Genomic DNA, 22,743 nt, shown 5'->3' with positions numbered 1-22,743 from the left:
GCCGGGCGCGCGTTCGGCAGGCGGCAAGGCATCGAGCACCGGCCGCGACAATCGGTCGATGTCCCTGCTCACGCTGCAAAACGCCCACCTCGCCTTCGGCCACGTCGCGCTGCTCGACGGCGCGGAGTTCTCCCTCGAAGCCGGCGAGCGCGTCGGCCTGATCGGCCGCAACGGCACGGGCAAGTCCTCGCTGCTGCGCATCGTCGCCGGGCGCGAGAAGCCCGACGACGGCGAGCTGCGCGTGCAGAAGGGCGCGCGCATCGCGCTGGTCGAGCAGGAGCCGCAGCTCGATGCCGACGCCACCGTGTTCGACGCGGTGAGCGTCGGCGTTGCCGAGGTCAAGGAACTCCGCGAACGCTTCGAACGCCACGACACCGCCGACGACCTCGACGCGATCCAGACGCGCATCGAAGCGCTCGACGGCTGGACCTGGGAGCAGCGCGTCACCGAGACGCTCGAACGGCTCGCCCTGGACGGTGCCGCGCGGGTCGGCGCGCTTTCGGGCGGCACGAAGAAGCGGATCGCGCTGGCGCAGGCGCTGGTCGCCGCGCCCGAGGTGCTGCTGCTCGACGAGCCGACCAACCACCTCGACCTCGACGCGATCCGCTGGCTCGAGGGCCTGCTGCGCGACTTCAAGGGCAGCGTGCTGCTGATCACCCACGACCGCGCCTTCCTCGATGCCGTCGCGACGCGCATCGTCGAGCTCGACCGCGGCGTGCTGCGCAGCTACCCCGGCAACTTCGCCGCCTACGAGACGACGAAGGCGCGCGAACTGGCCGACGAGGCGCTCGCCTTCGCGCGCCAGGACAAGCTGCTCGCGCAGGAGGAGGTGTGGATCCGCCAGGGCGTCGAGGCACGGCGCACGCGGGCGGTCGCGCGCATCAAGCGGCTCGACGTGCTGCGCGCCGAGCGGGCCGCGCGGCGCGATCGGGTCGGGCGCGTGGCGCTGGAGGTGGATGCCGGCGCGCGCAGCGGCAAGATCGTCGCGGAGCTCGAGGGCGTCTCGAAGTCCTTCGGCAGCACGTGCGTCGTGCGCGACTTCTCCGCGACCGTCCTGCGCGGCGACAAGCTCGGCCTGATCGGCCCGAACGGTGCCGGCAAGACGACGCTGCTGAAGCTGATCCTCGGCGAGCTGGCACCCGACGCCGGCACCGCGCGCGTCGGCAGCAAGCTCAGCGTCGCCTACTTCGACCAGATGCGCGAGGCGCTCGACCTCGAGGCGACGCTGGCCGACACCATCAGCCCCGGCAGCGAATGGGTCGAGGTGGCCGGCGCTCGGAAGCACGTGATGAGCTACCTCGGCGACTTCCTGTTCGCACCGGCGCGCGCGAACTCGCCGGTCAAGAGCCTCTCCGGCGGCGAACGCAACCGGCTGCTGCTGGCGCGGCTGTTCGCGAAGCCGGCCAACGTGCTGGTGCTCGACGAGCCGACCAACGACCTCGACATCGACACGCTGGAGCTGCTGGAGGAACTGCTCGCGAACTACCCGGGCACCGTCTTCCTCGTCAGCCACGACCGGCGCTTCCTCGACGCGGTCGTGACCAGCACCCTGGTGTTCGAAGGCGACGGCCGCTGGCGCGAGTACGAAGGCGGGGTCGAGGACTGGCTGATCCAGTCGGCACGCGCGCGCGCGGCACGCGCCGAAGCGCCGGCCGCGGCGAAGAAGCCGGCCGCCCCCGGCGCCACGCCGGCTGGGGCCGCGGGCAAGCCCGGCAAGCTCAGCTTCAAGGAACAGCGCGAGCTCGACGAGCTGCCGGCGCGCATCGAGGCGCTCGAAGCCGAGCAAGCGCGGCTGACGACGGCATTGGCCGATCCGGCGCTCTACGCCGACGGCGGTGCCGGCGCTGCGGACTTGCAGCGGCGCTGGACGCATATCGACGCCGAGGTGCGTGCGGCGATGGAGCGCTGGGAAGCGCTCGCCGCCCGGTGAGAAGCCGCTCCGCCCCATGGCCGGTCGGCCAGACGGCGATCCTGGCCGCCCGGCGCGACGTTCAGCCGAAGGGACTCACCACCTGCCTTCTTCCTGCGCGTTGTAGGCGCCCATGAACGGGTTGTAGTCCAGGTTGTTCTGATCGATGCGGTACTGCTCGCGCCAGCCGGCACGACCGGCCGGGTGGACGACCGCACTCGCGCAGCGGGTCGAGCGGTTCGTCGAGCCGAGGCGGGCTCAGCGGCGGCCGAGCGCTGCGAACCACGAATCGCGCTTGGCCGACGGATGCGTGCGGCTGACGATCAGCCCGGCCTGCAGGTACAGCCCGTTGAGCAGCCGCGCGCCCCGCTCCCTGCTCATGCCCGGCCAGTGCGCGAGCGTGCGCAGCGAGACCTTCTCCTGCCGCAGGCGCATCACCGAGGCCGCGAGCGCGCCGCTGAGCTCGGTCGGCACGTCGAGGTCGGAGGCGACGCGGTAGACCGCGGCGCCGGCGAGCTCGGGCAGCAGCTCGCGGCGCGGGCCATGCAGCGCCATGTGCCACAGCAGCGGGCCAAGCGGATGGCAGTGCTCGGGCGCGGCGCTCATCTCGCGCTCGCGCGCGCCGGGCGCGTGCAGCAGCGCGCGCTCGACCTGCAGCAGCTGGACGCTGTCGAAGCGGGTGGCGTAGAGCGTCTCGATCGGCAGCGGCGTGTGGAACAGCCGCTCGCGCGGGAAGACGGTGATCGGCAGCACGTGGCCGTCGCGGTCGAGGTGCAGCGCCATGTCGTGCGCATGGCGCAGGCAGGCGGCCAGCACCTCCAGCACTTCGCAGCCGGCGCCCGCGTGCTCGAAGCGCTGCAGGTCGGCCATCAGCGAAGGGCTCAGCGCGCTGAAGCGCGAGTTGTTCTCGCCGGTGGCGATGGCGCTGTCGTTCATCGCCCGGCGGAAGGCGCTGACGCGCCACAGCTCGGGCATTCCCATCGGGACGGTGGGCTCGTTCATGTCGAAAACCAATATATCGGTGCGTCGTGACGAGGCGTATCAAGCCGACCCCGGGATCGCGGGGGCCTCCGGCTCGGGCGCGACACGCAGGTTGGGCCGTTGCGACAGCTCGGCCCGCCGGGTAGCGAGCGCTCGCCAGAAAGCCGGATCGAGCGAGGTCGCGACATTCACGCGCATCAGCCCGCTGGGCCGGTGCGACGCGTGGAAGAGCGAGCCGGGCGCGGTGAGCCAGCCGTCGTCGAGCAACAGCTGGGCCAGGCGGTCGGTGTCGGTGTGGGTTTCGATCCAGGCAAACAGGCCGTGCGCCGGCGTCGCGGGCGTGCAGCCGTGCTCGGTGGCGAGCGCGAGGCAACGCGAACTCGCGGTGGCCAGCCGCGCGCGCACGCGCTCGGCATGGCGGCGCAGCGCGCCCTGTTCCAGGCAGGCGGCGACGGCCTGCTCGGTGATCGCCGGGGTGGTGAGCGAGGTCAGCAGCTTCACGTCGACGATGCGCGCGACCAGCGCCTTCGGCGCCGCAACGTAGCCGACGCGCCAGGCCGGCGCCAGGATCTTCGAGAAGCCGGAGATGTAGATCGTGCGCTGCAGGCCGTCGAGCGCGGCCATCCGCGGCGCATGCGGCACCGCGAGCCAGGCGTAGGTGTCGTCCTCGACGATGTGGAAGTCCTGCGCCTGCGCGAGCGTCAGCAGCCGGTGCGCCTGGCCGAGCGTCAGCGAATGCCCGGTCGGGTTGTGCAGCACCGAGGTGGTGACGTACAGCCGCGGCCGGTGCTCGGCGACGAGCTGCTGCATCGCCGTGAAGTCGACGCCGCCGGCTCCGCGCGGCACCGGCAGGATCCGCATGCCCAGCCGCGCGAGCCGCGCGAATTCGACCGCCCAGCCCGGGTCGTCCACGAGCACCGCGTCGCCGGGTGCGAGCAGCGCGCGCGAGACGATGTCGAGCGCCTGCGTCGCGCCCAGCGTGGTGACGATCTGCTGCGGCTCGGCCTGCACGCCGACGTCGGCGAGGCGCGGCACCAGCGCGTGGCGCAGACGCTCGTCGCCGGCCGGGTCGCCGTAGTGGAGCGCGTGCGAGGCGAGCCGGTCGGCCTGCGCGACGCGGCGCAGCGCGCCGGCGAGCAGCGGCAGGTCGAGCCAGTCGGCCGGCAAGGTGCCCGAGCCCGGCGCGGCGCGGCTGCCCGGCGCCTGGAACATGCTGCGGATCAGCGCGGTCGCGTCGACCGGCGCGGCCAGCCGCGGCCCGCCCTCGCCCGCCTCGCCGAGCGGGCTGCGCGCAAGCGGCGCCGGCTGCGCGCGCACGAAGAAGCCGCGCTGGCGGCGCGCCTCGATCAGGCCTTGCGCGAGCAGCTGGTCGTAGGCGGCGACCACCGTGTGCGGGCTGACGCCGTGGCGCTGCGCGCAGTCGCGCACCGACGGCAGCCGCGCGCCGGGCGCGAGCAGCCGCGCGTGGATGCGCTCGGCGAAGCGTTGGGCAAGCTGCTCGGTCAGCGTGGTGCCGGCGGCGCGGGTCAGCATGGATCGGGGGCGTCGCGGTGTATCGAGATTCGGGGCAGTACAGATCGGCGTTTGCGCCGGCTGTCTGTGGCGGCAGTGTATGGGTGCGGCCCCTAGAGTCGGCCGATGGAACCGCCCGCCGTGCCTTCGACCTCGCGCCGTTTCGCGCACGGGTCCGACGAAACCCGCGGCCTGTGGCTCGGCTTCGTCGGCGTCGCGGTGTTCGCGCTGACGACGCCGATGACGCGGCTCGCGGTGGGCCCGGCCGAGGCGCCGCAGTTCACGCCGGCCTTCGTGACCGCCGGGCGCGCCGCGGTCGCCGGGCTGCTGGCGCTGCTGTGGCTGTGGCGGCGCGGCGCGCTGCGGCGCCCGCCGCTCGAGCACGCGCGCGCGCTGGCGCTGGCCGCGGCCGGGAACATCGTCGTCTGGCCGCTGTGCCTGGCGTTCGCGGTGCGCGAGGTGCAGGCGGTGCATGCCGCGGTCGTCACCGGCGTGCTGCCGCTCGCGACCGCGGCGGTCGCGGCCTTCGTGCTGCGCCAGCGGGCGTCGGCGGGCTTCTGGCTGTGTGCGCTGCTCGGCTGCGCACTGGTGCTCGGCTACGCGGCGCTGCAAGGCGGCGGGCGCTGGGTGCCGGCCGACGGCTGGCTGCTGATCGCGGTGCTGGGCGCGGCGGTCGGCTATGTCTACGGCGCGCGGGTGTCGGGCTCGATCGCGCCGGAGGAGGTGATCGGCTGGGTGCTGGTCGGCGCGCTGCCCTTGACGCTGCCCGCGGCCCTCTGGGCCGCACAGCCGGTCGACTTCGCGGCGGTCGCGCCAAGCGCGTGGTTCGGCTTCGCCTACGTGTCGCTCGCCTCGATGTGGCTCGGCTTCTTCGCCTGGTACCGCGCGCTCGCCCTCGGCGGCACGCTGCGGGTGAGCCAGGTGCAGCTGCTGCAACCCTTCATCACGCTGCTGGCCGCGGTGCCGCTGCTCGGTGAAACGCTGGATGCGGCGACGCTCGGCTTCGCGCTCGCGGTGATCGCGACGGTGTTCGTTGGCAAGCGCATGCCGGTGGCCGCGAAGGAGCCGCGATGAGAACGCTGGGCCTGCTGGGCGGCATGAGCTGGGAATCGACGCTCGTGTACTACCGCGCGATCAACCAAGGCATCGCCCGCCGCGCCGGCGGCCTGCACAGCGCGCCGCTGCTGGTGCACAGCTTCGACTTCGAACGCATCGCCGCGCTGCAGCGCGACAGCGCCTGGGACGCGGCCGCCGGGCTGCTCGGGCAGGCGGCGCTCGGCCTGAGGGCCTGCGGCGCCGAAGGCCTGCTGATCGCGACCAACACCATGCACAAGCTGGCGCCCCAGGTGCAGGCGGCCTGCGGCCTGCCGCTGCTGCACATCGCCGACGCGGTGGGGGCGGCAGTGCGCGAAGCCGGGCTCGAGCGGGTCGGGCTGCTCGGCACGCGCTTCACGATGGAGCAGCCCTTCCTGCGCGAACACCTGCGCCGGCACCACGGCCTGGAGACGCTGATACCCGCCGCGGCCGACCGCGCCGAGGTGCACCGGGTCATCTTCGAGGAGCTGTGCCGCGGCGTCGTCGGCGCCGCATCGCGCCGCTTCTACCTCGAAGCGATCGACCGGCTGGCCGCGGCCGGCGCGCAGGGCGTGGTGCTCGGCTGCACCGAGATCGGCCTGCTGCTCGACCCGGCCGACCTGCCGCTGCCCGCGTTCGACAGCACGCTGCTGCATGCGCGGCAGGCGATCGACTGGATCCTTCCGCCGCCGGCGACAGCCGGCCTCGACGACGCACCTGCCCTGATGGGAGACGCACGATGACCTGGACCCTGGCCGCACGCAGTGCGCGGATGAACCCTTCGGTGATCCGCGAGATCCTGAAGCTGACCGAACGCCCCGGCGTGCTGTCGATGGCCGGCGGCCTGCCGTCGCCCGACGGCTTCCCGGTCGAGGCGCTGCGCGAGGCGAGCGAGCGCGTGCTGCGCGAAGCCCCGCGCGAGGCGCTGCAGTACGCGGCGAGCGAGGGCTACGGGCCGCTGCGCGAATGGATCGCCGCCCGGCTCGGCGCGCGCGGCCTGCAGGTCGATGCCGCGCGGGTGCTCGTCACCAGCGGCTCGCAGCAGGGGCTCGACCTGCTCGGCAAGCTGCTGCTCGACGCGGGCAGCACGGTCGCGGTCGAGGCGCCGAGCTACCTCGGCGCGCTGCAGGCCTTCGCGCCGGCCGAGCCGCGTTTCGTCGCGCTCGAAGGCGACGACGAAGGCCCGCGCCCCGAAGCGATCGCCGCGCTGGCCGACGCGCCCGAGCCGGCCCGCTTCGCGTACCTGCTGCCCAACTTCCAGAACCCGACCGGCCGCTTGATGGGCGCCGAACGGCGCGCCGCGCTGGTGCGCGCGGCGCAGGCGGCGCGGCTGCCGCTGGTCGAGGACGACCCCTACGGCGAACTGTGGTTCGACGCGGCGCCGCCGGCGTCGATCAGTTCGCTGTGGCCCGAAGGCAGCGTCTACCTCGGCTCGTTCTCGAAGATCCTCGCGCCGGGCCTGCGGCTCGGCTACGTCGTTGCGCCGAGCGCGCTGATGCCGAAGCTGCTGCAGGCCAAGCAGGCGGCCGACCTGCACACCTCGGGCTTCGTGCAGCGCATCGCCTTCGAGGCGGTGAAGGACGGCCTGCTCGAGCGCCACCTGCCCGCGGTGCGCCAGCGCTATGCGGCCCAGCGCGACGCGATGGCCGCGGCGCTGCAGCGCCACCTGCCGCCCGGCTGCGCCTGGCAGACGCCGCGCGGCGGCATGTTCTTCTGGCTGCGGCTGCCGGCGGGGCTCGATGCGATGGCGCTGCTGCCGCGCGCGGTCGAGGCCGGCGTCGCCTTCGTGCCGGGCGCGCCCTTCTTCGCCGGCGAGCCGGGCGAAGCGGAGCGCCGCTGCCTGCGGCTGAGCTTCGTCACGCTGGCGCCGGCGCGCATCGAGGAAGGCGTCGCCGCGCTCGGCCGCGTGCTGCACGAGGCGATCGCCTTGCCGAGGGCCGCGTGATGGCCGTCGCCACGCCCGGCACGGCGCACCGCTTCGCGCAGGTCGACGTGTTCACCGAGCACGTGCTGCTCGGCAACGCGCTCGCGGTCGTCTTCGACGCCGACGGCCTGAGCGAGCAGCGCATGCAGGCGATCGCGCGCTGGACCAACCTCTCCGAGACCTGCTTCCTGCTGGCGCCGACCGACGCCCGCGCCGATTACCGGGTGCGCATCTTCACGCCCGACCGCGAGCTGCCGTTTGCCGGCCACCCGACGCTCGGCAGCTGCCACGCCTGGCTCGAAGCCGGCGGCCGGCCGCGCGGCGCTGAAGTGATCCAGCAATGCGGCGTCGGCCTCGTGCGGGTGCGCCGCGATGGCAAGCGGCTTGCGTTCGCCGCACCACCGCTCAAGCGCAGCGGCGAAGCTGATGCGGCGACGCGGGCCCACGTTGCCCGCGGGTTGCGCGTCGACGAGTCGGAGCTCGTCGCCGTGCAGTGGGTCGACAACGGGCCGGGCTGGGTCGCCGCGCTGCTGCGCGATGCGCAGGCGGTGCTGGCGATCGAGCCCGACTACGCGGCGATGCGGCCGCTGGAAATCGGCGTCGTCGGCGCCCACGCCCAAGTCAGCGAGTGCGCGTTCGAAGTGCGCGCCTTCATCCCGGGCCTCGGCTCGCCGGAAGACCCGGTCACCGGCAGCCTCAACGCCGGCCTCGCGCAGTGGCTGATCGGCGCCGGCCTTGCACCGCCGCGCTATGTCGCGAGCCAGGGCACGCGGCTTGGGCGGGCGGGCCGGGTCCACGTCGAACGCCTCGGCGACGACGTTTGGGTCGGCGGGCACGCGGTGACCTGCGTGCGGGGCGAGGCGAGGTTCTGAGGGCGGCTGCGACGAAGCGCAGGCTGCTGCGCCCCGCACGCCGGGCGCGCCTTGCCGCCGGCCGCCGTGCGCGCGGCGGCTGCTCAGGCCGGCGCCGTCTGGCCCGCGCCCACCCCACAGCTCGGGCAGTAGTGGAAGAAGGCGTTCTTCCGCGTCGCGCAGGCACCGCAGCGGTCGAACAGCTTCAGGCCGCAGTGCACGCAGAAGTTGGACGCGGGCAGTTCGCCCGTTTTGGCCGATGACGGCGCCGAGCCGACGATCGCGCGTTCGCAGCCCGGGCACACGCCGGCCTGCATCTGCTTGAGCGCCTGCTCGTAGCCGAGCGAGCGGCGCCGTTCGGCTTCGCTCTGTGCCGCGACCTGCTGGCGCTTCGCGAGGTAGCGCCGCATCGCCTGGATCACGTAGTGGCCGACGACCGCGGTGAGCGCGATGCCCACCGCGTAGCGCACGTAGCCGCCGTAGCTCGGCAGGTAGGGCACCAGCTCGAAGAAGAAGGTGAAGGCCGCGAAGATCACGAAGCCGCGCGCCAGCGGCCAGTAGTCGCTCCTGCGCTTCTTCGCCCACAGCCAGCCTGCGATGCCGAGCAGCGGCAACGTGAGCGCGAGCCGTGCGCCGAAGACGCGCAGCTCCTGCACGAACAGCGCGCGTTCGTAGGCCGGCGTCGCCGCACGCAGCAGTTCCGCTTCGGCGTCGCGCTGGCGCTGCAGCGATTGCGAAGCGTCGAGCATGAGCCGGTCGAGCCGCTCGACGCCCTCCTGCGCCTCGCGCTCGGCGGCCTTGAGCCGATCGAGATCGCGCGCGCGGCCGATCACCTCCGGGTCCTGCTTCGGATCGGTGGTCGCGGTGCGGGTCGCGAGCCAGTTCTCGTGGGCCTGGCGCGCCGATTCATAGGCGTTGCCGGCGGCGGTGGCGGCGAGCTGGGCCTGGGCGCGGCGGTCGTTGGTGTCGCGCTGGCGCTTTTCGAGCGCGTCCATCTCGTCGCGGGCGGCCTTCAGCGCCGCGGCGTCGGCGAACTGCTCGACGCCGAGCGTCGATTCGAGCCGCGGCAGGTCTTCGACGAGCTTGCCGCCCAGCCCGATCAGGAAGCCGGCGAACACGAAGCTCACCAGCCACATCACGAAAGCGAACAGCTTCTCGGGCACGCGCAGGCTCTTGAACATGTCCAGTCCTCCTCGATCGGGGCGCCATTGTTCGCGGCCACCGCACGCGGCCCGCGCAGGGAACCGTTCTTGCCGCGAAGAAACCCACGCCTTCGCTTCTTCTTCCCTGCCCTGCCAAGGAGGCCACTTGCGTCGACCGACCCCCGCCCGAGCCCGCAGCCGCGCCTGGATCGCCGCCGGCCTGTGCTGCGCCGCGACCGCCTCGATGGCGCAGCCGCAGGCCGCGCCGGCGTCGAAGCCGAAACCGAAGGCGAGCCGGCCCGAGCCGGCGCTGCCGGCGCGCTGGCGCGAAAGCTTCGAGGCCTTCGACGCCGCCGATCGCGCCGCCGCCCCGAAGCCCGGCGGCGTGCTGTTCGTCGGCAGCTCGTCGATCCGGCTGTGGAACGACCTGGAGCAGCAGTTCGAGGATCCGGTCGCGGTGGTCAAGCGCGGCTTCGGCGGCTCGCGCCTGCAGGACACCACCGACCATCTGCGCCGCCTGGTGCTGCCCTACAAGCCGCGCGTGGTGGTGGTCTACGCGGGCGACAACGACCTGGCCGAAGGCCGCTCGCCCCAGCAGGTGTTCAAGAGCTTCGAGGACTTCGTCGAGGGCGTGCACGCGGAACTTCCGGCCACGCGCATCGCCTTCGTGTCGATCAAGCCGAGCCCGCTGCGCCTCGCGCTGATGCGCAGCGCCGAGGAGACGAACGCGCGCATCGCGGCGTTCTGCCGCAACGATCCGCGGCTCGACTACATCAACGTCTGGTCACCGATGCTGGGCAACGACGGCCGCCCGCGCGAGGAGCTCTTCCTGCCCGACCGGCTGCACCTGAACGCGCAGGGCTATGCGCTGTGGAAGTCCGTCATCGCAAGGCATCTGATCGAGCGGGCGGAGCCGGCCGCGGCGGCGGCCCTGGAGACCTCGGGTCGGCCGCTGACGCCGCCGAGCGCGACGACGCCCGAGCCCGCACCCCCGGACCCGGATCGCTGAGCGGCTGCGAGCGCTGGCGCCAGCGCTCGCGCCCGCGTTCGCGCAGCGCGGCGGTGCGCCGGTCGAGCCAGCCGCTGACCCACGCCACGCCGTAGAGCGCCGCGAAGCACGCCGCAAGCAGTGCGGTGTCCACCGCCCAGGGCCGCTGGTCGCGCGTGTCGCCGTTCCACGCCAGCAGCAGCATCGCGAGGACCAGGTGCGCGACGAACACCGGCAGCGAGGCCGCGCCCAGCGTCTCCAGCGCGCGCAGGCGCGGCAGCCGGCGCGTGAGCCAGGGCGCGAAGTGGATCGCCAGCAGCATCAGCGCGAAGAAGTCGATCACGCGCAGCGGCCCGAGGCGCCACTTGTCGAACAGCATGTTGAGGCCCGCGTCGTCGCCGAACGGCGTCTGGCCGACCGCGTGGCGCCAGACGAATCCCATCGCCCCGACGACGATCGCCACGCGCACCGCCCAGGGCGGGAAGGTGATGGGCGGCGCGTCCTTGGCCGACTGCTGCGAGCCCAGCCACAGCCCCATCAGCCAGAGGAACTGCCAGGCGAGCAGGTCGAAGGAGCCGACCTGCTCGAAGGGCACCGGCAGACCGGTCGCCGCGACGACGGCTTCGTGGATCGCGCGCGTCAGGCCGAACTGCGCGCCGAGCCACAGCGCGACGCTCGCGCCGAGGATCGCGCGCCAGCCGTGCTGCAGCCCGTGCAGCAGCACGAGCGGGCTCACCAGCATGAAGACGATGTACATCGGCAGGATGTCCATCAGCGGCGGGTTGTGCAGCAGCAGCAGGCTCGCGGCGACCGCGGTGAGCGGCTCGCGCAGGTAGAAGTCGATCATCCCGAGCAGCGCTTTCTGGTCGTTCACCACGCCCAGCAGCGCCACCCCGGTGAACAGCAGCAACAGCAGCGCGGCCTGGATCGCGTAGAGCTTCAGCGCGCGCTTGAGGAATGCGCCGCGCATCAAGCCGTCGCTGCCCTCGCCGGCGCCGCGGCTTCGATCGCGCGCATGCTTCGCGGTGTAGACCAGCCCGGCCATCACGCCCGACAACATCACGAAGCCCTCGGCCGCCGAGACGAAGCCGAAGGGCTGACCGAGCGGATCGGAAAAGCGCGTTGGCAGATGGGTGACGGTCATCAGCACGAGCATCAGCCCGCGCAAGGCGTCCAGTTCCCACAGCCGCTGGCTCATCCGCCGAGTCTGGCGAACGCGCCGCGCGGCGCGCACCGGCCGCCGCGCCCGCGGCGTGTCGGACGATGCCGCGCCGCGGCGGCGCAGGCCGGCGGCGCGCTACTTCGCGCCGCGCAGCTCGCGGCGCAGGATCTTGCCGACGTTGGTCTTCGGCAGGTCGTCGCGGAACTCGATGTACTTCGGCCGCTTGTAGCCGGTGAAGTTGTGCTTGCAGTAGTCGGCGAGGTCTTCCTCGGCGAGCACCGAGTCGGGCTTCTTCACGACGAAGAGCTTGACCGCCTCGCCCGACTTCGCGTCCGCCACGCCGACCGCCGCGCACTCGAGCACGCCGGGGTGAAGGTTCACCACCTGCTCGATCTCGTTCGGGTACACGTTGAAGCCGCTGACGAGGATCATGTCCTTCTTGCGGTCGACGATGCGGATGCAGCCGCGCTCGTCCATCACGCCGACGTCGCCGCTCTTGAACCAGCCGTCGCTGGTCATCACGTTCGCCGTCTCGTCGGGGCGCTGCCAGTAGCCGGCCATCACCTGCGGGCCGCGGATGCAGATCTCGCCGGGCTCGCCGAACGGCTGCTCGCGGCCTTCGTCGTCGCGGATCGAGACTTCGGTCGAGGGGATCGGCATGCCGATCGTGCCGCTGAACTCGGTGAGGTCGAGCCGGTTGCTCGTGACCACCGGCGAGGTTTCGGAAAGGCCGTAGCCCTCGACCATCGGGCAGCCGGTCAGCTTGAACCAGGCCTGCGCGGTCGACTGCTGGCAGGCCATGCCGCCGCCGTTGGAGACGACCAGCTCGCTGAAGTCGAGCCGGCGGAAATCGACGTCCTGGATCAGCGCGTTGAACAGCGTGTTGACCGCCGGGAACATGTGCAGCCGGTGCTTGGCCAAGGCCTTGACCATGCCGGGCAGGTCGCGCGGGTTCGGGATCAGCAGCAGCTTCGAGCCGAAGCGCGCGCCCATCAGGTAGCAGATCGTCAGCGCGAAGATGTGATAGAGCGGCAACGCGCACACGACGGTGAGCTGCCGCTCGGTGCCCACCTTTTCGAGCGTCGGCCGGAACCATGCTTCGCTTTGCAGCAGGTTCGCGACGACGTTGCGATGCAGGAGCATCGCGCCCTTGGACACGCCGGTCGTGCCGCCGGTGTATTGCAGGAAGGCGACCGCGTCGGGGCCGACCGGCGTGCGCGCGAGCGTCATCCGCGTGCCCTCGGCGATTGCCATGTTGAAGCGCGTGACCGTGCGGCCGGCGTCCAGCGGCAGGCGGAACTCGGGCACCAGCTTCTTCACGTGGCGCACGACGAAGTTGACGAGCTGGCCCTTCCAGAAGCCGAGCTGGTCGCCCATCGACGCGAGCACGACGTGCCGCACCGGCGTGCGGGCGATCACCTCCTCAAGCGTGTGCGCGAAGTTCTCGAGGATCACGATGGCCTCGGCGCCCGAGTCCTTCAGCTGGTGCTCCAGCTCGCGCGGCGTGTACAGCGGGTTGACGTTGACGACCGCGTAGCCCGCGCGCAGCACCGCGGCGATCGCGACCATGTACTGCGGCAGGTTCGGCATCATCAAGGCGACCCGCGCGCCCGGTGCGAGCCCCTTGTGCTGCAGCCAGGCACCGAGGGACGCCGAAAGTTCGTCGAGCTGCCGGAAGCTGATCGAGGCGTCCATGCAGACGGCCGCGGTGCGCTGCGCATGCGTGCGGAAGGCCTCTTCGAGGAGGTCGACGAGCGAGCCGTAGGCGCCGACGTTCACCTCGGCCGGCACGCCGGGCGGGTAATGCGCGAGCCAGGGTTTGCGAACCTGCATGTCCATCGACGTCTCCATCACGAGCCGTCGATCTTGCGAGCGCCGCGGCGTCGGCGGCTAGCGGAATTGCCCTAGCCGCCCTGGGGCAAGCCGGCCGCCACCGTCGCCTGCGCCACGCCCGCATCGAACAGCCGGTCGAGCAGCGTGCGCTCGCGCGCTTCGATGCGCTGCATGAATTCGCCCGCGCCGCCCATCGCGCGAAAGGTGTCGAGCCCGCGTTCGAGGAAGGACTGCAGTTCGCTCAGGCCCGCGGCGCGTGCCGGGCCGCGCATCAGCTTCAGGCTCGCGACCAGCATGGGCGCGCGCGTGATGCGGTCGAGCGCGTGGCCGACGTCCATCACCAGCGCGATCTGGCGCTCGCGATCCGCGCGGCGGCCGACCGCGCGCCACGCGGCGACGTAGCCGTCCGCATCGAGGCCGTCGGCGGGCAGCGCGAGCGCCATCGCGGTGTCGAGCTCTTCCGACAGCGCATGCAGCTCGGCCAGCGTCGCGACCGTGTCGACGATGCCCTGCGGGAACAGCCGCACCAGCGCCGGCACGATCCGGGCGAACTGGGCGTCGCGGCGCGTGAAGTCCTCGGGCCCGTAGAGCTCGTCGAGGAAGAAGCGCGCGGCGTCGCGGTAGCGCGCGCTCTGGAGCAGGTCGGCATGCGTCGCCTCGAAGCGCGCCTGCTGGAAGGCCTTGACCGGCGGGACGCGCGCCGCGAGCCGGGCGTCGCCGGCGCGCCGGGTGCGTTCGGCCTCGACGATCGCGAGGCTGCGCAGGATCGCCGCGGCATCGGCCGGCGTCTTGCGCGTGGCGCTTCGCGGACTCGTCGTCATGGCGCGTGAAGGATGCCGCTTGGGGGTTTGCGAGAAGCCCGAATAGAGCCGGCGCCCGAGGCGAAGGCCGCGGGAATGATGCAACACTGATCCGTGATGAAGAGCTTGTCGTCGAGCCGAAGCGAGCCGCGCGATCCCTCGCGCCGGCGCTGGCTCGTCGCCGGCGGTGCCGGCGCACTGCTGCTCGCGGCCGGTGGCGGCGCGGCCTGGCTGTGGCGGCCCGGCTGGCGCGACGGGCAGCTGACCGCGAGCGGCCGCACGGTGTTTCGCGCCGTCGCGCGCGCGGTGCTCGAAGGCAGCCTGCCGCCCGAAGGGCCGGCGCAGGAGGCGGCGCTCGAGCGCCATCTCGACCGGCTCGCGCTCACCATCGCCGGCTTCCCCGCCGCCACGCGCGCCGAGATCGCGCAGCTGCTCGGCATCCTGTCGATCGCGCCCGGTCGGCGATGGCTGGCCGGCCTCGCGATCGACTGGCCGCAGGCGAGCACGGTCGCCATCGACCAGGCCTTGCGCGGCATGCGGTTCGCCGAGCAGCCGCTGAAGCAGCAGGCCTACCACGCGCTGCGCGACCTGAACAACGCGGCCTGGTACGCGCAGCCAGAGCACTGGGCGGCGCTCGGCTATCCGGGGCCGGTGGCGGTCTGAGCGCGATGGCGCAGGTCGATCCGTTTCGCGAGGGCCTCGCGCGGGGCTGGAAGGTCCACGGCGGCCGGCACGCCGGAGCGCAGCCGCTGCCGTCGAAAGTGAGCTGCGATGTCGCGATCGTCGGCAGCGGCGCGGGCGCGGGCATCACGGCCGAGCTGCTCGCGCGTGCCGGGCTCGACGTGCTGATGATCGAAGAGGGGCCGCTGAAGACCAGCAGCGACTTCCGCCAGCTCGAGAGCGAGGCCTATCCGCAGCTCTACCAGGAAAGCGCCGGCCGCAAGACGGCCGACAAGGCCATCACGATCCTGCAAGGCCGCTGCGTCGGCGGCTCGACCACGGTCAACTGGACCAGCTCGTTTCGCACGCCCGACGACACGCTCGCGTTCTGGCAGCAGCGCTTCGGCCTGGCCGACTACGCGCCCGACGCGCTGTCGCCATGGTTCCTGCAGGCCGAGCGGCGCCTGGGCATCGGCCCGTGGCTGGCGCCGCCGAACGAGAACAACGATCTGCTCAAGCGCGGCGCCAACCGGCTCGGCATCTCGGCCGCGGCGATCGCGCGCAACGTCAAGGGCTGCTGGAACCTCGGCTCGTGCGGGCTGGGCTGCCCGACGAACGCGAAGCAGTCGATGCTGGTCACGACGATCCCGGCGGCGCTCGATGCCGGGGCGCGCCTCTTCGTCGAGACGCGCGCGCTGGCCTTCGAGCGCAGCGGCGAACGCATCGACCGGCTCGACTGCGCGCCGCTCGGTGCCGACGGCGAAGCCGGCGCGAGCTTCAGCGTGGTGGCGAAGCACTACGTCGTCGCCGGCGGCGCGATCAATTCGCCGGCGCTGCTGCTGCGCTCGAACGCGCCGGATCCGTTCAAGCGCCTCGGCGCCCGCACCTTCCTCCATCCGGTCGTGCTGAGCGCCGCGGTGTTCGACCAGCCCGTCGAAGGCTGGACCGGCGCGCCGCAGACCATCTACAGCGACCACTTCCTCGGCGTCGATCCGATCGACGGGCCGCTCGGCTTCAAGCTCGAAGCGCCGCCGATCCATCCGGTGATCTTCTCGACGACGATCGCCGGCTACGGCATCGAGCAGTCGCAACTGCTCCAGTCCTTCCCCAACCTGCACGGCCTGCTGGCGCTGATGCGCGATGGCTTCCACCCGCAGTCGCAAGGCGGCCAGGTGCGGCTGCGCGGCGACGGCTCGGCGCTGCTCGACTACCCGCTGACGCCGGTGGTGATGGACGCGGCCCGCCGCGCGCTGCTCGCGATGGCCGAGATCCAGTTCGCCGCCGGCGCGCGCCGCGTGCTCACCGGCCACGAACTGGCGCGGCCCTGGCATTCGTGGGCCGAGGCGAAGGCGCAGATCGCGGCGCTGCCGATGGTCCCGCTGAAGACGCGCGTGGTCAGCGCGCACGTGATGGGCGGCTGCGGCCTCGCGGGCGATCCGAAGCAGGGCGTGGTGCGGCCCGACGGCCGCCACTGGCAGCTCGACAACCTCTCGGTGCACGACGGCTCGATCTTCCCGACCAGCATCGGCGCGAATCCGCAGCTGTCGATCTACGGCATCGTCAACCGGCTCGCGAGCGGTCTGGCCAAGGGCCTCGGCGCGACGCCGCCGGCGCTGGCCGGATGAGCGCGGCTTCGTCACGCGCGCGCCGCGCCCGCGGCGGCGTCCGGCCGGGCGCGGCGCGCGCCGCGGTTTCGCTCGCCCGCGCCTGATGCTCGCGAAGCTGTTGCGCGCGGCGCTGGTTGCGCTGGTCTTCTGGGCCTCGGTCGGCTTCGCGGTGTGCGCCTCGCTGGGCCGGCCGGGGCTCGGTGCGCTGGTCGCGGCGCTGGTGCTGTGCGGGCCGATGCTGGTGCTCGGCTTCGAGTTCCTGGTGCTGCTCGCGGTGCGGCGCGGCGACGCCTCGACGCCCGCCACCGGCTTCGAGCTGCTGCGCGCCTGGGTCGGCGAATGCGGCTGGTCCGCGCGCGTGTTCTGGTGGCAGCAACCGTTTCGCTCGCGCCGCTGGCCCGACCGCCTCGGGCCGCCCGGGCGGCGCGGCATCGTCTTCGTCCACGGCTACGTGTGCAATCGCGGCTTCTGGAACCCGTGGCTCGCGCGCTGCCACGCCGAGGCGCGGCCCTTCGTCGCGGTGAACCTCGAGCCGGTGTTTGCCGACATCGAGGCCTATGTGCCGGCGCTCGAGGCCGCCATCGCGGCGATGCAGCAGGCGACCGGGCTTGCGCCGGTGGTCGTCGCGCACAGCATGGGCGGGCTGGTGCTGCGCGCCTGGCGCTGCGCGACGCCCGATTCCGACCAGCGGGCGCACCGCTTCGTCACCATCGGCACGCCGCACCAGGGCACCTGGATCGCGCGCTGGAGCCGCACGCCGAACGCCCGCGCGATGCGCCGCGGCAGCGACTGGCTGGGCGGCCTGCTCGCGCGCGAGACCGAAGGCAAGACAGCCGGCCGCAGCTGCTTCTGGGGCCATGCCGACAACATCGTGATGCCGCCGAGCACCGCCATCTGGCCCGGAGCCGTTGCCCACCACCTGCGCGCGACCGCGCACGTGGCGATGGCGTTTCAGCCGGAGGTGTTCGCCGAGGTGTTCGGCGCGCTCGACGAGCCGGCGCCCACCGCGCGCAGCGGCTGACGGCCGAGCAGCCGCCAGCCGAGCCAGCCGAGCGTTCCGGCGACCAGCCAGCGCGCCGCGCTCGCGCCGTCGATCCCCCCGCCCGACGCGGCCAGCACCTCGGCGTCGAAACCTGCGAGCAGCTTGCTCGCCAGGTAGCCGCCGAGCGCGAGCAGCCAGTCGCCGCCGGCGAGGCCCCGGCTCGACAGCCCCCAGACGCCCAGCGGCAGCAGCAGCAGGGGCAGCGCCTCGAGCCAGAGCAGCAGGCGCGCGTCCGGCTGGCCGTGGAGCGCCTGCGCGGCGAAGCCGATCAGCGCCGCCGCCGGGCCGGCCAGCAGCGCCAGCAACATCGGGCGCGGCGCGATCCAGCGCGGCCCGAGCCGCTCGGCCAGAAAGATCAGCGCCACCAGCGCGCAGGCGCTGCCGGCCGCCATCCGGGCGAGACGCCCGCCGAGCTCGGTGGCGGCCGCACCGTCGAACAGCGCGAGCACCGCGGCGAGCGCGGCGATGCGGAAGAAGTTGCGCCAGGCCTGGCGCCACGGGCGCCGACGCAGCTGGTCGCTGCGCGCCGCCGCCCAGCCGGCCGCCAGGATCACCAGCAGCGCCGAGCCGTTGTGCAGAGTGCTCCAGGCCGGCGCCGCCGACGGGCGCAGCGCCACCGGCCCCAGCGCCAGAAGACCGAGTCCGCTGGCCAGCAAGCTTGCCGCCAGCACGGCCAGCACGCATCGGGCGGACAGCTGGGGCGACATCGGTAGGGGGTCGGCAAGACTGGAGTGCATCCGGTCGAGTCTCGGCGGCACCCCTCCGCCCGGGCATCCACCCTGGGTGGGAGGCGGCAGGGGAAGGGAAAACTCGGGCCGGGCCGAGGCGGCGCTTCGGGCCCGGCCGGCTCAGGTCGCCGGGGCGAACCGGCGGTCGCCGGGCAGCGCGGCGTCGGCTTCCAGCGTCGGCAGCTGCTGCAGCTTCGCGTAGATCGGCGTGAAGTCGGGCGCGGTCGCGTCGAACAGGTGCTGGAAGCTGTCGATCACGAAGTAGCTGGCTTGGTAGGCATCGATGCGGTAGAGCGTGCGCATCACCCGCTCGACGTCAAGCGCGATGCGCTGCGGCCTCGGGTCGGCGACCGCGTGGCGCAGCTCGCCGGCGCTCGACAGGATGCCGGCGCCGTAGGCGCGCACGCCGCGCGGCGAGTTCACCAGGCCGAACTCGATCGTGTACCAGTAAAGCCGCGCGAGCAGCGGGCAGGCGCCGAGCCGGCTCGCCTTCAGCCCGCCGAGGCCGTAGGCCTGCATGTGGTCGGCGAACACCGGGTCGAACAGCAGCGGCACGTGGCCGAACAGGTCGTGGAAGACGTCGGGCTCGACGACGTAGTCGAACTCCTCGGGCTTGCGGATCCAGTCGGTGACCGGGAACTTGCGCGCGGCCAGCAGCGCGAAGAAGGCTTTCTCGGGGATCAGCCCCGGCACGCCGACGATCTGCCAGCCGGTCGCCTTTGCGAGCCGTTCGGAGACGGCCTCGAAGCGCGGGATGCGGTCCGGCGCGCCGAGCTTGTCGACGGCAGCGATGAACTCGTCGCAGGCCAGCCCCGGCAGCTGCTGCAGCTGGCGCGCGTGCAGGCGCCGGTAGGTGTCGTGGTCGGCCTCGGTGTAGGCGGCCCAGTCCTGGGCGCAGGTGTAGTCGGCCGCGGCGCGGGCGTAGTCGCCGCGCGGCGCCCGGTCGCCCTGGCCGTAGACGACCGGGGCCACCCCTTGGTTGACCGCGCGGTCGAGGCCGTCGCGAGCTTCGGCGGTCGTCATGGCGTGCCGAGCACGCCGCGGCGCATCTGGTCGAGCTCGATGCTTTCGAACAGCGCCTTGAAGTTGCCTTCGCCGAAGCCCTGGTCGCCCTTGCGCTGGATGAACTCGAAGAAGATCGGCCCGAGCTGGTTCTCGGAAAAGATCTGCAGCAGCAGGGCGCCGGCCTTGCCGTCCACGAGGATCCTGCGCTCGCGCAGCGCGGCGACGTTCTCGCCGTGCCCCGGGATGCGCTTGTCGATCAGCTCGTAGTAGGTGTCCACCGTGTCGAGCAGCTTCACGCCCTGGGTCCGCAGCGCATCGACGGTGGCGGGCAGGTCGGTCGAGGCCAGCGCGATGTGCTGGATGCCTTCGCCGCGGTAGCGCTCCAGGTACTCCTGGATCTGGCCGGCCTTCTCGTTGCCCTCTTCGTTGATCGGGATGCGGATCTTTCCGCAGGGGCTGGTCATCGCCTTGCTCTTCACGCCGGTGACCTGCCCTTCGATGTCGAAATAGCGGATCTCGCGAAAGCCGAACAGCCGCTCGTAGAACTCGGCCCATTCGGCCATGCGGCCGCGGTAGACGTTGTGCGTCAGGTGGTCGATCGCGGTGAGGCCGTGGCCGGGCGGGTTCAGCTCCGCGCCGGCTCGCAGCGGCTCGAAGTCGACGTCGTAGAAGCCGATGTTGCCCAGCTCGCCCGGCGCCGCGCCGCCCTTGCCGCGCCAGCGATCGACGAAGTAGATGAGGCTATCGCCGATGCCCTTGATCGCCGGGATGTTCAGCTCGCCCGGCCCCGCGACGCCCGCATAGCCCCAGGCGCCGAGCGACAGCGCGCGTTCGTAGGCGTGGCGCGCGTCCTGCACGCGGAAGGCGATCGCGCAGATCGACGGCCCGTGAAGACGGGCAAACCGCTGGGCGAACGAGTCGGGCTCGGCATTGACGATGAAATTGATCTCGCCCTGCCGGTACAGCAGCACGTCCTTGTGGCGGTGGCGCGCGATCGGCGTGAAGCCCATGCGCTCGAACAGCGCGCCCATCGCGGCCGGGTCGGGCGCGGCGTACTCGATGAACTCGAAGCCGTCGGTGCCCATGGGGTTGTCCCAGGCGGTGAAGCTCATGGATCGCCTCCTCGTGCGTGGCGTGTCGGGTCGATGAGGGAGGCGCTCAGCGCTGCTGCTCGAGGTAGCGCTTGCGCCGGAAGTACACCACCAGCCCGACCGCGACCGCGAGCATGCCGCCGCTGGCGATCCAGACGCCGGAGCCGCTGTGGATCAGGGGCAGGAAGTCGAAGTTCATGCCGAAGAAGCCGGTGATCAGGTTCAGCGGCATGAACACCGCGGTGATCACCGTCAGCGTGCGCATGATGTCGTTCATGCGGTGGCTCTGCGCCGAGAAGTGCATCTGCACCGCGCTCTCGGCTGAGTTCTCGAGCCGGCGCACGTGGCTCAGCACGCGCTCGATGTGCTCGAGCACGTCGCGCGACCGCACGCGCAGCAGCTCGCGCTCGCGGCGCGCGGCCTTGTCGCCTTCGTCGGGCCACTCGTCGAGCGCGTCGATCCACTCGACGATCGCGCTGCGCTGGTCCTCGCAGGTGTCCTCCAGCATGTGCAGCGCGTTGCGCGCGTCGAGCAGCGTCTGCCAGTCGCGAAAGCGCCCGCCGGGGCGGAACAGCTCCTGCTGCAGATGGCCGAGCTGGCGCGTCAGCAGGCGGCGCAGCTCGAGGTAGCTGTCGACCATGTGGTTGACCATGCGCAGCATCAGATCGGCCGGGCTTGTGGGCAGCCGCACGCCGACGCTGCGCGCCTCGTGGCCCTGCGTGGCGGCCAGCAGGCGCTGCGCGAAGTGGTCGCGCACCTGGCAGTCGGTCGGGTGGATGGTCAGCAGCACGCGGTCGAAGATCGCGAAGCCGACCGGGCTGGTGTCGATCGCCTCGAGCGCCCGCTTGGCGCCGAGCAGCGTGCCGTGCTCGTCGTCGACGAAGAGCTTGCCGCTGCCGCTGCCCGCAGCGAGGCGCCGGAACACCATCAGGTCGTACCACGAGGTGTAGTCGAAGTGCGAGGGCAGCTGGTTGTTGAGCAGGTCGGCCACATGCAGATCGACGAGCTGCCCACCCGTCCAGCGCTGCAGCGCGGCCTGCACCTGGGCCGCGCCGACCTCGAACTCGCGCCGCGCGCTGCCGACCCAGAGGTAGCCGGTGGCCGGCAGGCGTTCGGGCAGGCCGTCGAGCTGGGTGAACTGGTCGGCCTGGACGTGGAAGACCTTCATGAGCCCGCGTTGAGCCTGCGCGCCGCCTCGAGCGCGAAATAGCTCAGCACGCCGTCGGCTCCGGCCCGCTTGAACGCGAGCAGCGACTCCATCATCACGGCGTCGCCGTCGAGCCAGCCGTTCGCGGCGGCGGCCTTCAGCATCGCGTACTCGCCGCTGACCTGGTAGGCGAAGGTCGGCATGCGGAACTCGTCCTTCACGCGCCGGACGATGTCGAGGTAGGGCATGCCGGGCTTGACCATCACCATGTCGGCGCCTTCGGCGATGTCCATCGCCACCTCGCGCAGCGCTTCGTCGCCGTTGCCCGGATCCATCTGATAGACCTTCTTGTCGGCGCGGCCGAGGTTGCCGGCGGAGCCGACCGCGTCGCGGAACGGGCCGTAGAAGGCGCTCGCGTACTTGGCGCTGTAGGCCATGATCCGCGTGTGGATGAAGCGGCGCGCTTCCAGCGCCTGCCGGATCGCGCCGATGCGCCCGTCCATCATGTCGCTGGGTGCGACGATGTCCACGCCGGCCTCGGCCTGCACCAGCGCCTGCGCGGTGAGCACCGCGACCGTCTCGTCGTTGAGGATGTAGCCGGTGGCGTCGAGCAGGCCGTCCTGGCCGTGCGAGGTGAAGGGGTCGAGCGCCACGTCGGTCAGCACGCCGAGTTCGGGAAAGCGCCTCTTCAGTTCGCGCACGACGGTGGGCACGAGGCCTTCGGGGTTGGTCGCCTCGCGGCCGTCCTCGGACTTCTTCGCCGCGTCAATCACCGGAAACAGCGCGATCACCGGCACGCGCTCCTTCACGCAGGCTTCGGCCACCGGCAGCAGCCGGTCGAGGCTCAGGCGCTGCACGCCGGGCATCGAGGCGACGTGGTGCGCCTGGTCGCGGCCGTCGAGCACGAAGACCGGCAGGATCAGATCGGCCGGGCTCAGCCGGTGCTCGCGCACCAGGTCGCGGGTGTAGGCGTCGCGGCGCAGGCGGCGCGCACGGGTGGCGGGAAAGCGCTGGGCGAAGTGGCGGGCCTGGCTCACGGGCGGACCTTCTTTCGTAGGCGGCGGGCTGCGCCGATCCGCCTGCCCTCGCGGTCTGCGCGCGGTGCGGGCCGGCGAAGCGTCAGGAGGGGAAGCTCGGGTTCGGGCGCGTCACCGGGGTGTCGGTGGCAGCGAAAAGCCGCTGCTAGACTCGCCGGCGGATGATATGCCGCAAGGCTGTCGTCCCCTGCTTTTCCTCCCTGAGCAGGAGCCTGCCGCGTGACAGCGAACAGGCTTTGCGGCCCCGGCG

At 72.4% G+C, this 22,743-nt stretch carries 19 protein-coding genes and 1 pseudogene; 9 read left to right on the top strand and 11 right to left on the bottom strand.

What is annotated here, in order from left to right; translation table 11 throughout:
• The first annotated feature begins 58 nt into the window (after window positions 1-58).
• The gene (locus VFR90_RS07725; protein ID WP_326405529.1) at window positions 59-1,930 is read left to right on the top strand and encodes an ATP-binding cassette domain-containing protein; all 1,872 of its coding nucleotides are present in this window, start codon (window positions 59-61) and stop codon (window positions 1,928-1,930) included.
• Window positions 1,931-2,167: 237 nt separating this feature from the next.
• Here VFR90_RS07725 and VFR90_RS07720 read toward each other — a convergent pair whose 3' ends face one another.
• Both VFR90_RS07720 and VFR90_RS07715 read right to left on the bottom strand, forming a co-directional pair.
• Window positions 2,168-2,911 (bottom strand): hypothetical protein, encoded by a 744-nt coding sequence (locus VFR90_RS07720; RefSeq protein WP_326405528.1) that lies wholly within the window; start codon window positions 2,909-2,911, stop codon window positions 2,168-2,170.
• A gap of 39 nt (window positions 2,912-2,950) precedes the next feature.
• Complete coding sequence (locus VFR90_RS07715; RefSeq protein WP_326405527.1) at window positions 2,951-4,423, bottom strand: aminotransferase-like domain-containing protein; 1,473 nt, start codon at window positions 4,421-4,423, stop codon at window positions 2,951-2,953.
• 105 nt (window positions 4,424-4,528) lie between these two features.
• On the opposite strand from VFR90_RS07715, the gene VFR90_RS07710 reads away from it, so the two are divergent.
• From VFR90_RS07710 to VFR90_RS07695, 4 genes are read left to right on the top strand one after another with little or no spacing between them, the layout of a single operon-like run.
• Window positions 4,529-5,476, top strand: coding sequence for a DMT family transporter (locus VFR90_RS07710; protein ID WP_326405526.1), 948 nt, complete (start codon window positions 4,529-4,531; stop codon window positions 5,474-5,476).
• Entirely contained in the window at window positions 5,473-6,219 is a 747-nt protein-coding gene (locus VFR90_RS07705; protein WP_326405525.1) for an aspartate/glutamate racemase family protein, read from the top strand. The genes VFR90_RS07710 and VFR90_RS07705 overlap by 4 nt, the downstream gene beginning before the upstream one ends.
• Window positions 6,216-7,421 carry an aminotransferase-like domain-containing protein gene (locus VFR90_RS07700; RefSeq protein ID WP_326405524.1) on the top strand — a complete coding sequence of 402 codons (1,206 nt, stop codon included), beginning with the start codon at window positions 6,216-6,218 and terminating at the stop codon, window positions 7,419-7,421. The genes VFR90_RS07705 and VFR90_RS07700 overlap by 4 nt, the downstream gene beginning before the upstream one ends.
• The gene (locus tag VFR90_RS07695; protein ID WP_326405523.1) at window positions 7,421-8,272 is read left to right on the top strand and encodes a PhzF family protein; all 852 of its coding nucleotides are present in this window, start codon (window positions 7,421-7,423) and stop codon (window positions 8,270-8,272) included. Before VFR90_RS07700 ends, VFR90_RS07695 begins: the two co-directional genes overlap by 1 nt.
• An 83-nt stretch (window positions 8,273-8,355) precedes the next feature.
• Here the strand turns inward: VFR90_RS07695 and VFR90_RS07690 are convergent, their stop codons facing one another.
• Window positions 8,356-9,432 (bottom strand): serine endopeptidase, encoded by a 1,077-nt coding sequence (locus VFR90_RS07690; protein ID WP_326405522.1) that lies wholly within the window; start codon window positions 9,430-9,432, stop codon window positions 8,356-8,358.
• On the opposite strand from VFR90_RS07690, the pseudogene VFR90_RS07685 reads away from it, so the two are divergent.
• Window positions 9,431-10,207: pseudogene (locus tag VFR90_RS07685) on the top strand (GDSL-type esterase/lipase family protein); the annotation flags it as partial. The gene VFR90_RS07690 and the pseudogene VFR90_RS07685 overlap by 2 nt on opposite strands.
• A gap of 67 nt (window positions 10,208-10,274) precedes the next feature.
• On the opposite strand, the gene opgC reads toward VFR90_RS07685, so the two are convergent.
• The 3 genes from opgC to VFR90_RS07670 form a co-directional block, all read right to left on the bottom strand.
• The gene (opgC, locus tag VFR90_RS07680; protein WP_414676510.1) at window positions 10,275-11,579 is read right to left on the bottom strand and encodes an OpgC domain-containing protein; all 1,305 of its coding nucleotides are present in this window, start codon (window positions 11,577-11,579) and stop codon (window positions 10,275-10,277) included.
• Window positions 11,580-11,678: 99 nt separating this feature from the next.
• A complete protein-coding gene (locus tag VFR90_RS07675) occupies window positions 11,679-13,382 on the bottom strand; it encodes a long-chain-fatty-acid--CoA ligase (RefSeq protein WP_326405520.1) in 1,704 nt (567 codons plus the stop codon).
• Window positions 13,383-13,447: 65 nt separating this feature from the next.
• Window positions 13,448-14,197 (bottom strand): DUF8198 family protein, encoded by a 750-nt coding sequence (locus tag VFR90_RS07670; protein ID WP_326405519.1) that lies wholly within the window; start codon window positions 14,195-14,197, stop codon window positions 13,448-13,450.
• A 96-nt stretch (window positions 14,198-14,293) separates the two neighbouring features.
• Between VFR90_RS07670 and VFR90_RS07665 the strand changes: the two genes are divergently transcribed.
• From VFR90_RS07665 to VFR90_RS07655, 3 genes are all read left to right on the top strand, one after another.
• The gene (locus VFR90_RS07665) at window positions 14,294-14,839 is read left to right on the top strand and encodes a hypothetical protein (RefSeq protein ID WP_326405518.1); all 546 of its coding nucleotides are present in this window, start codon (window positions 14,294-14,296) and stop codon (window positions 14,837-14,839) included.
• A 5-nt stretch (window positions 14,840-14,844) separates the two neighbouring features.
• On the top strand, window positions 14,845-16,461 hold the full coding sequence (locus VFR90_RS07660; protein WP_326405517.1) for a GMC family oxidoreductase N-terminal domain-containing protein: 1,617 nt from the start codon (window positions 14,845-14,847) through the stop codon (window positions 16,459-16,461).
• Window positions 16,462-16,546: 85 nt separating this feature from the next.
• Window positions 16,547-17,464 carry an esterase/lipase family protein gene (locus VFR90_RS07655; RefSeq protein WP_326405516.1) on the top strand — a complete coding sequence of 306 codons (918 nt, stop codon included), beginning with the start codon at window positions 16,547-16,549 and terminating at the stop codon, window positions 17,462-17,464.
• Here VFR90_RS07655 and VFR90_RS07650 read toward each other — a convergent pair.
• The 5 genes from VFR90_RS07650 to hemB all read right to left on the bottom strand — a co-directional run bounded on the left by VFR90_RS07650 (window position 17,395) and on the right by hemB (window position 22,493).
• Complete coding sequence (locus VFR90_RS07650; RefSeq protein WP_326405515.1) at window positions 17,395-18,192, bottom strand: hypothetical protein; 798 nt, start codon at window positions 18,190-18,192, stop codon at window positions 17,395-17,397. The genes VFR90_RS07655 and VFR90_RS07650 overlap by 70 nt on opposite strands.
• Window positions 18,193-18,333: 141 nt before the next feature.
• A complete protein-coding gene (gene phhA / locus VFR90_RS07645) occupies window positions 18,334-19,236 on the bottom strand; it encodes a phenylalanine 4-monooxygenase (RefSeq protein ID WP_326405514.1) in 903 nt (300 codons plus the stop codon).
• Complete coding sequence (hppD, locus tag VFR90_RS07640) at window positions 19,233-20,330, bottom strand: 4-hydroxyphenylpyruvate dioxygenase (protein WP_326405513.1); 1,098 nt, start codon at window positions 20,328-20,330, stop codon at window positions 19,233-19,235. The genes phhA and hppD overlap by 4 nt, the downstream gene beginning before the upstream one ends.
• A gap of 46 nt (window positions 20,331-20,376) precedes the next feature.
• On the bottom strand, window positions 20,377-21,477 hold the full coding sequence (locus VFR90_RS07635) for a magnesium transporter CorA family protein (protein WP_326405512.1): 1,101 nt from the start codon (window positions 21,475-21,477) through the stop codon (window positions 20,377-20,379).
• Window positions 21,474-22,493 (bottom strand): porphobilinogen synthase, encoded by a 1,020-nt coding sequence (gene hemB / locus VFR90_RS07630; protein WP_326405511.1) that lies wholly within the window; start codon window positions 22,491-22,493, stop codon window positions 21,474-21,476. Before hemB ends, VFR90_RS07635 begins: the two co-directional genes overlap by 4 nt.
• Between the last annotated feature and the right edge of the window lie 250 nt (window positions 22,494-22,743).

It is taken from the genome of Methylibium sp., assembly GCF_035762065.1.
In the GTDB taxonomy this organism is placed as follows: Bacteria; Pseudomonadota; Gammaproteobacteria; order Burkholderiales; family Burkholderiaceae_C; genus Methylibium.
The sequence above is the reverse complement of the archived record's forward strand: the minus strand, read 5'-3'. Positions and strand labels throughout refer to the sequence as shown.

Coding starts and splice junctions, on each gene's coding strand:
- VFR90_RS07725 (WP_326405529.1), top strand. CDS start 59: ATGTCCCTGCTCACGCTGCAAAACGCCCACCTCGCCTTCGGCCACGTC.
- VFR90_RS07720 (WP_326405528.1), bottom strand. CDS start 2,911: ATGAACGAGCCCACCGTCCCGATGGGAATGCCCGAGCTGTGGCGCGTC.
- VFR90_RS07715 (WP_326405527.1), bottom strand. CDS start 4,423: ATGCTGACCCGCGCCGCCGGCACCACGCTGACCGAGCAGCTTGCCCAA.
- VFR90_RS07710 (WP_326405526.1), top strand. CDS start 4,529: ATGGAACCGCCCGCCGTGCCTTCGACCTCGCGCCGTTTCGCGCACGGG.
- VFR90_RS07705 (WP_326405525.1), top strand. CDS start 5,473: ATGAGAACGCTGGGCCTGCTGGGCGGCATGAGCTGGGAATCGACGCTC.
- VFR90_RS07700 (WP_326405524.1), top strand. CDS start 6,216: ATGACCTGGACCCTGGCCGCACGCAGTGCGCGGATGAACCCTTCGGTG.
- VFR90_RS07695 (WP_326405523.1), top strand. CDS start 7,421: ATGGCCGTCGCCACGCCCGGCACGGCGCACCGCTTCGCGCAGGTCGAC.
- VFR90_RS07690 (WP_326405522.1), bottom strand. CDS start 9,432: ATGTTCAAGAGCCTGCGCGTGCCCGAGAAGCTGTTCGCTTTCGTGATG.
- opgC (WP_414676510.1), bottom strand. CDS start 11,579: ATGAGCCAGCGGCTGTGGGAACTGGACGCCTTGCGCGGGCTGATGCTC.
- VFR90_RS07675 (WP_326405520.1), bottom strand. CDS start 13,382: ATGGACATGCAGGTTCGCAAACCCTGGCTCGCGCATTACCCGCCCGGC.
- VFR90_RS07670 (WP_326405519.1), bottom strand. CDS start 14,197: ATGACGACGAGTCCGCGAAGCGCCACGCGCAAGACGCCGGCCGATGCC.
- VFR90_RS07665 (WP_326405518.1), top strand. CDS start 14,294: ATGAAGAGCTTGTCGTCGAGCCGAAGCGAGCCGCGCGATCCCTCGCGC.
- VFR90_RS07660 (WP_326405517.1), top strand. CDS start 14,845: ATGGCGCAGGTCGATCCGTTTCGCGAGGGCCTCGCGCGGGGCTGGAAG.
- VFR90_RS07655 (WP_326405516.1), top strand. CDS start 16,547: ATGCTCGCGAAGCTGTTGCGCGCGGCGCTGGTTGCGCTGGTCTTCTGG.
- VFR90_RS07650 (WP_326405515.1), bottom strand. CDS start 18,192: ATGTCGCCCCAGCTGTCCGCCCGATGCGTGCTGGCCGTGCTGGCGGCA.
- phhA (WP_326405514.1), bottom strand. CDS start 19,236: ATGACGACCGCCGAAGCTCGCGACGGCCTCGACCGCGCGGTCAACCAA.
- hppD (WP_326405513.1), bottom strand. CDS start 20,330: ATGAGCTTCACCGCCTGGGACAACCCCATGGGCACCGACGGCTTCGAG.
- VFR90_RS07635 (WP_326405512.1), bottom strand. CDS start 21,477: ATGAAGGTCTTCCACGTCCAGGCCGACCAGTTCACCCAGCTCGACGGC.